This window comes from Methylobacterium sp. Leaf106, from assembly GCF_001422895.1.
In the GTDB taxonomy this organism is placed as follows: Bacteria; Pseudomonadota; Alphaproteobacteria; order Rhizobiales; family Beijerinckiaceae; genus Methylobacterium; species Methylobacterium bullatum.
In genome coordinates this window covers 775026-787106 of the sequence record NZ_LMNB01000023.1, presented here as the reverse complement: position 1 = coordinate 787106, position 12081 = coordinate 775026, and the positions used below count along the sequence as shown (strand labels likewise).

Annotated in this window: 9 protein-coding genes and 1 pseudogene; 6 read left to right on the top strand and 4 right to left on the bottom strand. The window is 63.4% G+C overall.

Annotation, left to right across the window (positions count from 1 at the left end):
- Positions 1–144: pseudogene (locus ASF34_RS23495) on the bottom strand (oxalate/formate MFS antiporter); the annotation flags it as partial.
- 581 nt (positions 145–725) lie between these two features.
- On the opposite strand from ASF34_RS23495, the gene ASF34_RS15355 reads away from it, so the two are divergent.
- The 4 genes from ASF34_RS15355 to ASF34_RS23155 all read left to right on the top strand — a co-directional run bounded on the left by ASF34_RS15355 (position 726) and on the right by ASF34_RS23155 (position 4007).
- Entirely contained in the window at positions 726–1148 is a 423-nt protein-coding gene (locus tag ASF34_RS15355; RefSeq protein ID WP_056162009.1) for a CBS domain-containing protein, read from the top strand.
- Between the two features lie 446 nt (positions 1149–1594).
- Positions 1595–1750, top strand: a complete 156-nt coding sequence (locus ASF34_RS23490; RefSeq protein WP_244474580.1) for a hypothetical protein — start codon at positions 1595–1597, stop codon at positions 1748–1750.
- A gap of 74 nt (positions 1751–1824) precedes the next feature.
- The gene (locus ASF34_RS15345) at positions 1825–3651 is read left to right on the top strand and encodes a hypothetical protein (RefSeq protein WP_056162007.1); all 1827 of its coding nucleotides are present in this window, start codon (positions 1825–1827) and stop codon (positions 3649–3651) included.
- Positions 3652–3845: 194 nt separating this feature from the next.
- Positions 3846–4007: a hypothetical protein gene (locus ASF34_RS23155; protein ID WP_018044761.1), complete on the top strand. Its 162-nt coding sequence runs from the start codon at positions 3846–3848 to the stop codon at positions 4005–4007.
- 132 nt (positions 4008–4139) lie between these two features.
- Here the strand turns inward: ASF34_RS23155 and frc are convergent, their stop codons facing one another.
- Positions 4140–5414, bottom strand: coding sequence for a formyl-CoA transferase (frc, locus tag ASF34_RS15340; RefSeq protein ID WP_056162005.1), 1275 nt, complete (start codon positions 5412–5414; stop codon positions 4140–4142).
- A 91-nt stretch (positions 5415–5505) separates the two neighbouring features.
- Positions 5506–7245 (bottom strand): oxalyl-CoA decarboxylase, encoded by a 1740-nt coding sequence (oxc, locus tag ASF34_RS15335; protein WP_056162003.1) that lies wholly within the window; start codon positions 7243–7245, stop codon positions 5506–5508.
- 659 nt (positions 7246–7904) lie between these two features.
- Between oxc and ASF34_RS15330 the strand changes: the two genes are divergently transcribed.
- Positions 7905–8597: a GntR family transcriptional regulator gene (locus ASF34_RS15330; RefSeq protein WP_026176100.1), complete on the top strand. Its 693-nt coding sequence runs from the start codon at positions 7905–7907 to the stop codon at positions 8595–8597.
- A gap of 416 nt (positions 8598–9013) precedes the next feature.
- Complete coding sequence (lexA, locus tag ASF34_RS15325; RefSeq protein ID WP_056162001.1) at positions 9014–9751, top strand: transcriptional repressor LexA; 738 nt, start codon at positions 9014–9016, stop codon at positions 9749–9751.
- Here lexA and ASF34_RS15320 read toward each other — a convergent pair.
- Entirely contained in the window at positions 9745–12006 is a 2262-nt protein-coding gene (locus ASF34_RS15320; protein ID WP_056161999.1) for a ComEC/Rec2 family competence protein, read from the bottom strand. The two genes, lexA and ASF34_RS15320, sit on opposite strands and share 7 nt — an antisense overlap.
- Positions 12007–12081 lie beyond the last annotated feature (75 nt).

Sequence of the window (12081 nt, the reverse complement as noted above, 5' to 3'; positions counted from 1 at the left end):
GAACTTCTTCTGGATGTCGGGGACGAAGAACGTCCAGCCGTATTGCAGGTTGGCGATCATCACCATGCAGATCACGCCGATCACCAGCTGACCCCAGCGGTATCCATCGGATACTCGCCCGGTCGTTGTTTCCGCCCTCGTCATCGCGTCCTCCACGTTGTTCTATTGTGCATCATTCGAGGCATTGTAGCCGGTTGACCGGCATCCGATCCAAGAGAAAGCCGGCGATTGGCGCTGCCGACATTCTGGTATTTGGAATACCAGCCTCACTCGGACGTGTCGGCTCGTCAAGAGCGAGATACAGAAAAATCGATTCCGCAACGCAGCAAACAGGGATTATTTTCAAGATGTCATCAAATCGAACAAAGTTCTATGTGAGCCATGCAATAGAAACAACACTAATGGTCGAACGCCAATTCGCCATGCTGGTTCGTGCATATTACGTTACACGCGAACGGAAACCGCCCGGATCTCAAATCGGAGATAGGCAGGCACGGCATTAGCTGGAAACGACGATCCGTGCGGTGGGTCCGTCCGCACGCCTGGATCCTGCCCCTGGGGATTCCCCACGCCACGGTTCTCAGGCGACACCCATCGGTGGAATCGAGGGTGGCGCTCTTCCCGGTCCAGGCACCGGCACCATAGTTCTATTTCTTCCGTTGACAATAGGTATTCTGCATACCAGAGTCGTCCTCCAACAAGCGATCCCTGAGGGAGGCGACGCCATGGAAGCCAGCCAGTGGACCGGCAATGGCGCGGCCCGACTCCAGTATATCCGCATGGATCGGTCGGCGAGGGACGCATTGCAGTTGCTGCGCAGTCCTGGAGTCGAGGCCCTCGTCGTGATCGACGGTGATCGTCCGACAGATGGAGCCATCATCGGGATCGTCACCGAGCGTGAGATCTTCCGCGCCATGGCGGCGCGCGGTCTCGAAGCGCTGGACAACCTCGTTTGGATGCTGGCGAAAGAGGATTTCACCTCCGTCGACGTCGGAATGTCCCGTGCCGACAGGCTGAAGCAGTTCTGCGCCCACAAAACCGATCATCTCGCGGTGACGGATGGTTTCGTCCTCACAGAGGTCCAGAGCATCTGGAACTGCGTCGATGAGATGTCCGCAGGCGGTGGACCGGCCGAGGTCGGAGCATGAACGCGTATTCAGTGCCGGGATCGTAACCAACCCACAATTGTAGCCCCAGGTGCCGCAGACTAGGTTATGCGCAATCGATCTTCGCATTGTAGTATCGCAGCGCAAAACAAACGTATCGCAACCGCAGGACAAGATATCCTGCGCATGATCATTGACCCACACCCGTTTTGCATTCAAAATTTATCCAAGGTGCCCAGGCATTTCGGCCTTCGAACGAGGCGCGATTCAGACTGGGTATCGAGGCAGGGAGACGCTACGGGATCGTGCCGGTCGGCAACAGACCGGCCCTGCGCATCTCGTGGACAACAGGGTTAGCAGCGATGCGTTACTTGGCCATTCTTGAATGTCCCGTCATCTTCGGTGGTGAATCTCCCAATGGGATGACCAGCATGGACATGTGTCCCTCGGCTGGCATCACACGCGGTCTTATCAGCCGACATGTAAAAGTGATCGATTCCAGGGTCATCGCCGTCTGTATCTGGCAGAGCGAGTTCTGCGCCAAGCTGTTCTTCGACGCGGATTGGTACGAGAAGGCGGGAGTCCTCTGGGGGGACCGCTATCAGCTGCGTCTCGAGGCCATTGACGAGGCAGCTGTCGCTTAAGTTCAGGCGAGCTGGATTTCTTGACGACGATGCCCGGCCGCCAGCGAAGGTGCTGAATCTCGGAGCGGTCGGTCATGTCCATCCCGGAGAGCAGAATCGCGGATCTGGCTGAGCCGAGGCCACGGGAAGAATACGGCCCTTGGAATCCGGGTCTCGAATCGAACCTGCCCAGGGCGTTCCTCGCCCTGGAGACGATCTACCGGCCCGACAATGTCGAGACCACCCTCGCGGACGCTCGCGAGATGATGGACGTTAGCGGGCTTCCGCTGATGCAACTGGTCCGGTTCCGGGCAGAGCGCCTCGTCGTCCACGAAGTTCTCATCCGTGTCATGGCCGACCTGTCGGTTCCGGTCGGCCGGACCTATGGCGATCTCGGAGTGAATTTCCGCGCCATGGTCGGCACCATCCTGCGCGACGGGGTAGCGTCCCATGAGGATGAGATCTCCGACCTGCTCGACCGCATTCGAAGCGATGCGACGCAGGTCCTTGAGCGGGAACTCTCCGCGATGTTCCTGTCGAAAGGTCCGGAGAAACGGGTCAGGACACGGGCATCCTTGTGGCAGACGATCCTCGGCTCGCCCGAACCCGCAGGGTGCCGGGAGGAAACTCTCACACCGGAGCAGTCTGCACTCCTGCATCTCGACGCATGGCAAGCCCGATGTGCGGCAGCGCCTGAACCCATCGAGGCGGCGGCCTGCACGGCATTGCGTCAGGTGGTGACGAGTATCGTCAGCCGGCGCGGTTTCCTTATCCGCGACAAGGTGCTTCTCTCACGTCTCGCCTGCACGCTCGTTTCGAACCAGCATGGCAGCACGCGGATCGGACAGCTGATCGAGCCATGGGTTCGCGATGTCGTCGCCAGGCAAAGCTACCATGTGTTGAAGGCCCAGATCCGGCCGGTGGTCATGAACGTCAAGGGTGCCTCGGCATCGGGTAAGAGCACTATCCGGCCCTATCAGCGGGCGCTTGCCGGGCGGCTCGGGCTCGATGAATCGGATTTCGCGGTGATCACGCCCGACGTCTGGCGCAAGTTCCTGCTCGATTACGACAGCCTCGGCCCGGCCCGGCGCTATGCCGGGACCCTGACAGGGCGAGAGGTCGAGATCATCGATCGCAAGCTCGACCGGCATATGGCGGTAAAGGCCGCCGAAGGCCGCATTTCGCATCTCCTCATCGATCGGTTTCGTTTCGACAGCTTCACCGTCGATGCCGGCGCCGAGAGCGGCAGCCAGCTCCTCACCCGCTTCGGTCACAGCGTCTACATGCAGTTCATGATCACGCCGCCAGAGGCGACGGTCGAGCGGGCTTGGAAGCGCGGCGAGCAGTTCGGCCGCTACAAGGCGGTGGAGGATCTGCTCGCCCACAATGTCGAAGCCTATACCGGCATGCCGCGCCTGTTTTTCACCTGGGCGCTGAGAACGGACAAGCAGGTCCATTTCGAGTTCCTCGACAACAGCGTGCCGGAGGGTGAGCGGCCGAGAACGGTTGCCTTCGGCATCAACGGCGCGATGACCATTCTCGACCTGAAATTCATCTTCGACATCGATAGATACCGCAAGATCGAGGTCTCCGCGCGGTCGGCCGACGAGGTCTATGCCGCCGCCGGCTCGATGGAAGCTCAACAGAACATGAGCTTCCTGCGCGATTGCGTTCGCCGGATGACGACGATCCGATTCGCCGATCACAGAACGGGGCGGGTCTATGCGCGGCTCGAAAGCAGCCGCCTGTCCCATCTCTCCGCGGACGCCGTCTCACGCGCGGCCGAGGACCCTGACCTGCACGCGGCCTTGGCCCTTATGGGCGTAGCGGACCAGTGTCCGGCCATCGCGGAACCAGGAGAATGGCTTCGACCGGAGGACACCCACACGCTGGGCCGATGGGGCGACGCGGCCAGGTCCTGACTGTCGGCCGGCGAATGCCTCTCAGTCCCGCGATCACATGAGAAAGTGCCTTTCGCGGATGCGCCCGACGCCGGCTCCCGGCTGCAACCAACTTCAGCATGCATCAGAGACATGCCTGGTCGAAGGAATGTGATATATCAGTTTGCGCCGCACCATGGCATCACGATGCTGCAACGCGCCATTGGGAGCCCACCATGCTCGTCACCATCTTCGCCGCCGTTCTCTGCATGATCGCTCTTCAGGTCGTTCTCGTGGTGAAAGCCGCCGATCTCCTGTCGGTGCGCCCCGACAAGACCGGTTCCGAGAGCCGCGGTTACGTGGGCGGTTCGGCCGGACGCTTCACCGGCATCGCCTGATCGACTGCCCGTGAACGAAAGAGCGCGGCATCGGACCCGGGGCCGACACCGCGCTGAGTCGGGAGGAGTTTCACGTCGTGCACGCGAGCCTGGATGTGGAGACAATCGGCTCGCGCTTCGTTCAGGAGCAGATCATTCGGCGGCGATCCTTTGGACTGCGCCGATCGCCCCTGATTCCGAGATCTTGAGCCGATCGTTCTCGGAATAGCCGAGGACGTCGCGCAGGATCTCGTCGGTATGCTCGCCCAGCAGGGGCGAGCGCTTGACCTCGACCTGACTCGCCGAAAGTCGGATCGGGTTTCCCACGGTCAAGTATTTCCCACGCTCCGGATGGTCGACCTCGACCACCGTGCCGGACTTCCGCAGCGACTCGTCCTCCGCGATCTCCTTCATCGAAAGGATCGGGCCGCAGGGGACGTGCAGCGCGTTGAGCGTTTCCATCGCCTCGAACTTGGTCTTCGACATCGTCCAGGCTTCGACCCGCGTGAAGATTTCGTTCAGATGCGGCAGGCGCGCTTTCGGCGTCGCGTAATCGGGATGGGTCTTCCAGGTCGGCTCGCCGATGACGTCGCAGATCGGCTCCCAGACCGCGCCTTGTGCGATGAAGTAGATGTAGGCGTTGGGATCGGTCTCCCAGCCCTTGCACTTCAGGATGCGACCCGGCTGCCCGCCACCGGAATCGTTGCCCGCGCGCGGCACGGAATCGCCGAAACCGATCCCCTCCCCGTACTGGCTGTATTCCTCGAGCGGACCGCGCTCCAGTCGCTGCTGGTCGCGAAGCTTGACGCGGCAGAGGTTGAGGACGCCATCCTGCATGGCGCAATCGACCTTCTGTCCAAGGCCCGAATGGGTCCGTTGGTAGAGCGCCGTGACGATGCCGAGGGCCAGATGAAGGCCGGTGCCGGAATCTCCGATCTGAGCGCCGGACACCATCGGGATATCGGTGCGGAACCCCGTGGTGGAGGCCGCACCTCCCACGCATTGGGCGACGTTCTCGTAGACCTTGCAATTCTCGTAGGCGCCCGGTCCGAACCCCTTGACCGAGGCGAGGATCATGCGGGGGTTGGCTTGGTGGATCGCCTCCCAGGTCAGGCCCATCCGGGCGAGAGCGCCGGGCGCGAAGTTCTCCACGAGAACGTCGCACTCCTTCACCAGACGCCACATCACCTCGATCCCCTTCGGGTTCTTGGTGTCGAGGGTGATCGACCGCTTGTTGTGGTTCAGCATCGTGAAATAGAGGCTGTCCACATCGGGAATATCCTGAAGCTGCTGGCGTGTCGCGTCGCCAACGCCCGGACGCTCGACCTTGATCACGTCCGCGCCGAACCAGGCCAGGAGCTGGGTACAGGTCGGGCCGGATTGGACATGGGTGAAGTCGAGGATCTTCACGCCTTCGAGGGCATTCATAGGACTCTTCCGCGTTGAAGGGCGTTCGGCGGATATGGGCGCCGGCCGCTCCTGCATCGCTGACGCGGGAGCGGCCGGAGGGACCGACGGCCTACTTCTTCTTTTTCACTGCGCTTTGCGGGTTGAGGCTGCCGATATTGCCGCTCTCGGTGCCGGCCTGGGGGTCGATCACTGCGTTGATGAGCGTCGGGCGACCCGAATCCATGGCTGCGTTGACGGCCTGAGACAGCTCGTCCGGTGTCGTCGCGTTGACGCCGACGCCGCCGAAGGCTTCCATCATCTTGTCGTAACGGGAATCCCGGACGAAGACGGTCGTGCCGGGGTCGCGGCCGGTCGGGTCCGTATCGGTGCCGCGATAGATGCCGTTGTTGTTGAACACGACGATGCAGACCGGCAGGTTGTAACGGCAGATGGTCTCCACCTCCATGCCGGAGAAGCCGAAGGCGCTGTCGCCCTCGACGGCGAGGACGGGCTTGCCCGTTTCCACGGCGGCGGCGATGGCGAAGCCCATGCCGATCCCCATGATGCCCCAGGTGCCGACATCGAGACGCTTGCGCGGCTGGTACATGTCGATGATGCCACGCGCCAGATCGAGGGTATTGGCGCCCTCGTTGACGAGGATTGCGTCGGGCCGCTCGGCGATGATGGTCTTCAGTGCGCCGAGCGCGCCGTGGAAGTCCATCGGCGTCGAGTTCTTGCGCAGCTTCGACGCCATCTTGCCGAGGTTCTCCTCCTTCTTGGCGGAGATGGCATCGGTCCAGGATGTCGGCGGGGCCTGCCAGTCTCCCTTCATGCCGTCGAGGAGCGCTGAGACGCAGGAGCCGATATCACCGACGATGGGGGCCACGATCTCGACATTGGAGTCCATCTCTTTCGGCTCGATGTCGATCTGGATGAACTTCTTGGAGCCGGGGGCGCCCCAGGTCTTGCCCTTGCCGTGGGAGAGCAGCCAGTTGAGGCGCGCGCCCACCAGCAGGACGACATCGGCCTCCTTGAGGACGAGCGAACGAGCGGCACCCGCCGATTGTGGATGGGTGTCGGGAAGGAGGCCCTTGGCCATGCTCATGGGCACGTAGGGGATGCCACTGGTTTCCACGAGAGCCCGGACCTCGTCATCGGCCTGCGCATAGGCCGCGCCCTTGCCGAGAACGATGAGGGGGCGTTTGGCGCTCTTCAGGACATCGAGTGCGCGCTTGATCGCAGAGGGGGCCGGCAGCTGGGCCGGGGCCGCATCGATGACCTTGACCAGGGATTTGGCGCCGGCCTCGGCCTCCATCACCTGGCTGAACAGTTTGGCAGGCAGATCGAGATAGACACCGCCGGGTCGGCCGGACACAGCCGCACGGATGGCACGGGCGACGGCGATGCCGATATCGGCGGCATGAAGCACGCGGAAGGCCGCTTTGCAGAGGGGCTTGGCGATGGCGAGCTGGTCCATCTCTTCGTAATCGCCCTGTTGCAGGTCGACGATCTCGCGCTCGGACGAGCCGGAGATGAGGATCATCGGGAAGCAATTGGTGGTGGCGTTGGCGAGCGCCGTCAGACCGTTGAGGAAGCCGGGGGCCGAAACCGTGAGGCAGATGCCGGGCTTCTTCGTGAGGAAGCCCGCGATGGCGGCCGCATTGCCGGCATGCTGCTCATGGCGGAAGGAGATGACACGCATGCCCGCAGCCTGGGCAAGACGACCGAGATCGGTGATCGGAATACCGGGAACACCGTAGATCGTATGAATATCGTTGAGCTTCAACGCATCGATGACGAGATGAAAGCCATCGGTGAGCTCAGGCTCCGCCGAAACGTCGACAGCGATTCTCTGGGCCAAAGCGGACATCGTGTTCTCTCCCTGGTTCTTTGCTGTTTTGTTATGATTTGCGACCCGCTGGGCAGACGAGCCGATGAGGTGACGTCCCCATCGTGGGGCGGCGGGGGCGTCCACGGCCGCGCGTCTCGGCGGAACCGTATTTTTCTTAAGTCAGACCGAAAAAATTATGACCTCCTCAAGCAGAAAGCTCATGCTTATCTTGAAGACCGTCCGTAAACCTCCCGACCGAAGGGCTACGGAACCTAATGCGTTATAATGCGTGTCCCTACGTCGACAGCGTGCTGGGATGCCACCGCCAATCCGCCGAAGCCTCATCACGACCGCGCTCAGGCCGACTTACAGTCGGATCACCCTCCGCATCTCTCGACAACTGGTGGCATACCAAATACCAACTGTCAAACGATTTTGCATGATCTTGCCGGTTTGGTCGGGCTTCAGCGATTGCGCGGCACTCAAACGAACGAGACGATGGCGAGTGCGGCATCGCCGCGGCTCCAACGACCGAATGCATGTCCTCCGGATTGCTAGGACAAGAGATGCCACTATTCTTGTGTTGAAGGATTTCTTTGCCCCGAAGCGTTCCTTGTATTTCGAACGCGGGTTTGGCATGCTTCACACCAAGTGTGCTCGACCCTGTGTGCGAGTTGAAATCATTCTAGGTGTCGAAAATGGTCAAGACGGATACGTTTCAAGTAAAGCCCATCGTTGCGACTTCGAGCTTGCGTGCATTGGCTTACGACGCGCTCAAGGAAGCAATCACGAATATGAACATCTATAATCAGCGCGAGGAGGTGAGGCTCGACGAGAGGAAGCTGTCTCTCAACCTGGGAGTGAGCCGCACCCCGGTGCGCGAAGCGCTGACGGTACTCGAGCAGGAAGGTTTCGTACGGTTCGAGGCCCGGCGCGGCGTCTTCGTGATCAAGAAGTCGAAGAAGGAGATCGTCAGCATGATCCAGGCCTGGTCGGCCCTGGAGAGCATGGCCGCTCGCCTCGCCTGCGAGCGAGCCACAGACGAGCAGTTGCACTGCCTGCGCGAGCATTTCCCGGAATTCTACGAGGGTCGTCCGTCGGATCATCTCGACGAGTATTCGGAAGCCAATATCCGCTTCCACCAGAAGATCATTTCGCTGGGCCAGTGCGACGTCATCAAGGACATCACCAGCAATCTGCTCATGCACGTTCGCGGCATCCGCAACACGGCCATGCGCCAGGGCGACCGTGCCGCCAACTCGATCAAGGAACACGTGGCGATCATCAAGGCGCTGGAGGCGCGCGACGCGGAACTTGCCGAACGCCTGGTGCGCGAGCACGGCCTCGGCCTGGCCAGCCATGTCGAGAAGTACGGCGACTATCTCGACTGAACGGCATCGTCGCCGGTTTCCGGTCGCTGCGACCGCCAATGTCGGCGAACGAGACGAGACAGCCGGCTTCGGTCGGATCGAAGCGTCTGTATCGGCTCGCCGATCCGTCACAGTGATCGAAACGAATCCCCGATTCTGCGGCGAAGCCAGCGACCGGTGGCACCGTCGCTATTGAACGACCACGCCGAGGCGATCAGCTCGCGGGGTGGGATGTCGTCGGGATGGAGCCGACTTGCGAGGCGCGAACCGCCAGCCGGGCTCCGGCGCCGGGATGCCAGCGAATGTCCGCCCAGGAACAAACTCTACCACCGCGTTAACGGAACCCTTGCAGAACACTTCCAGAACGTCTACCGTGTTCGTGTTTTGTTTCAGCGGCGTTAGTCGCGGCCATTGGCTTCAGTGGAAGAGTGATCTGTATGTTGACGCGTAAGCAGCTGGATCTTCTCCAATTCATTCAGCAACGGATGCAGGAGAGTGGTGTCCCGCCCTCGTTCGACGAGATGAAGGACGCGCTCGATCTCAAGTCGAAATCGGGCATTCACCGGCTGATCACGGCCCTCGAAGAGCGTGGGTTCCTGCGGCGCCTGCCGAATAGGGCCAGGGCGATCGAGGTGATCCGGATGCCCGAAAGCCTGACCGGCGCCCCCGCGCCGAGGCCGGCTCCCGCCGGCGAAGTCCGCCGCTTTACGCCCAGCGTCGTCGAAGGCGGACGGTCCAAGGCGACGCCATCTATGCGTCCGCCTACGACCCAGGGTCAGGACGAGAGCGGACGGGCCATCACCATCCCGGTCATGGGTCGGATCGCGGCCGGTACGCCGATCTCGGCGATCCAGAACCAAAGTCACTCGGTCACGTTGTCTCCCGACTTCCTGTCGGGGGGCGAGCATTATGCCCTTGAGGTGCGCGGCGATTCGATGATCGAAGCGGGTATTCTCGACGGCGATCTGGTGGTGATCAAGAAGCAGGACACCGCGAATACGGGGGACATCATCGTGGCCCTCATCGATGATGAGGAAGCCACTCTGAAACGCCTGCGTCGTCGCGGTTCCTCCATCGCCCTGGAGGCCGCCAACCCCGCCTATGAGACGAGGGTGCTGGGTCCCGACCGCGTACAGATCCAGGGTCGCCTGGTCAGCCTCGTCCGCCGCTACTGAGGCCGGTCCGAGGGCGTGTCCGGCAATGGGTCGCCTTCGTCGATCTCGGGATCCTGTAGTTTCGCGGTCTCGGCCGGTGTCGAGGGCACAGGCGAGGCATCGGCCATGACCCGCCGCCACGGAGGCCGGACGTTCGGCGCGCGTGCCGATGTCGCGACAGGACCATCCGGCCCGAAGCGAACGGCCGTCGCCCCTCGCTCCGCCAGGAACGCCCGATCGACGATGAGGCCGGCGCGGCATCCTTTGGGAGCGTCGCGGCGGGCTATGATGATGCTTGCCCTCTCACAATCCTCGGCAAAGGCCCGCTTGTCCTTGACAAGCGCCACGATGCGCCGCGTCTCCGTCCCTGCGGTGCAGCCGACCGCATCGCAACGGCCTTTCGTGGAGGCGGATACGGCACCGGCCTTCCGAGAATCGCCGTCCGCCTTGAGCCATTGTTCGAGGACGAAGGCGGGCGGGTTTCCGAGGATTGCCAGCCGGCCGTCAGGGTCGCGCAGGGCCGCGCCCCCACCCTCCCGGTCGATATAGAGGTCGTAGCGCGGTGGCGTGGCGGCGAGGGCGATGCCGAGGGCGGCCGGAGCGAGTCCGATCCAGCGCAGCCCCGACACGGGGAGTGTCAGCAGGAGCAGGGCGAGGGCCAGCAGGCAGAGGGCCGTGCTGCCATAGGCCGGCACGACGAGGGTGGCGTGGCCAAACCCGCTGATCCACCCGGAGATCGTGAGCATCCCCCGTACCGCGAGCCCCATCGCCCACCAGACCGGCTGATCGAGGGCAAAGGGGTAGGCGAGGATCCCGAGCACCGCCGCCGGCATCACCGCCAGAGATACGAGGGGCAAGGTCAGCGCGTTGCCGACGATGCCGAACGGCTGGACGGTCTGGAAATGATAGGTCGCGAACGGCGCCGTCGCGATCTGGGCGACCATGGTCGTCGCCAGGGTGCCGAGGACCGCGACGGCGAGGAACTGCCATGCGCGGGCCAAGAGGCTGGCGCCTTCGCGTGGCGGCATCCAGCGATTGAGCGTGCCCGCGCAGGCGATGAGGCCGGCCACCGCGCCGAAGGACATTTGGAAGCTCGGGCCGAGTAGCCCGTCCGGCTCGCGCGCGAGGGCGATCAGCGCGGCCAGGGCGAGGTTGCGCATGCTGAGCGCGGGACGATCTACGAGGATCGCGCCCAGCATCACGAGGGTCATGATGAGCGATCGCTCGGCGGCGATGTCCCAGCCCGAGAAGACGCAATAGGCGGTGACGCCGACCATGGCGAAACCGGCGGCGATCTTCTTGATCGGCCAGATGAGGGCGAGGCCCGGGACGAGGGCGAGGAGCGCGCGAACGAGCCAGAACACCACTCCGGCAGCGAGTACCATGTGGAGCCCGGAAATCGAGACCACGTGGTAGATCCCCGCCGCGCGCAGGACATCGTTGGTCTCGGCATTGATGAGGCCGCGCTTGCCCGTCACCAGGGCCGCGGCCACCGCGCCGGCCTGCCCGCCATTGGCATCGGTGATCCGCCGGGTCAGCGCGTTGCGCGCATCGTCCACGGCAGCGGCGAGCGAGACCTGCCAGGGCAAGGGTCTCGGCGGAGGCTTCACCTCGATCTTGCCCACGAGAGAGCCGACGGCGCCGATCCCGCGAAAGTAGGCATCGCGCGCGAAATCGTATCCGCCGGGCCGGGCCGCCTCGGGCGGGGGCAGGAGCCGCGCCGTCGCCGAGATGTAATCGCCGGGCTTCAGGGTGAGCGCCTTTTTGTAGGACACGCGAACCCGCGTCGGCCGGCGATCCGGCGTCAGGGTGCCGAAACTCTCCACGAGGACGATGAGCCGCGCACCGACCTCCCGCTCGTCGAGGGCTTCCACAAGGCCGGTGAGCGGCGCGATGGTCGTCCGGGCCAGGACGGGCGCCGCCACGATCCGCAGGCGCAACACAGCGGCCGAGAAGCCGAGGAAGGACGCGGCGAGTCCGAGAACCAGAGCGAGGGCGACGGGCCTTGAACCGAGGAACGGTACGGCGGCCGAGAGGGCGAGCGCCACGAGGAGCGGTGCCGCCAGCGATGGCTCGCCGTTGGTGGCGGTGAAACAGACGAGAATGCCGAGGCCGAATGCGACGGCGAGCCAGGGAAACAGGCGGCGCTGTTCGGATTCCTCCGCGAGCCCGCCGGCGAACCAGCGTTTTGCCGCCTCTACCATAGCCGACGGGGATCGCGGACGGGCCAGGCCCGCAAACGTCGCGCCCTTTGCTCGCGCGCTGGCCTGGGCCATCTGCCGCTGCGTCTCCCTCAGGGCTCACCCTTTTGGAGAGAGCCCGCACGAGCGGCACCGCCTCCGCCTCGCGAC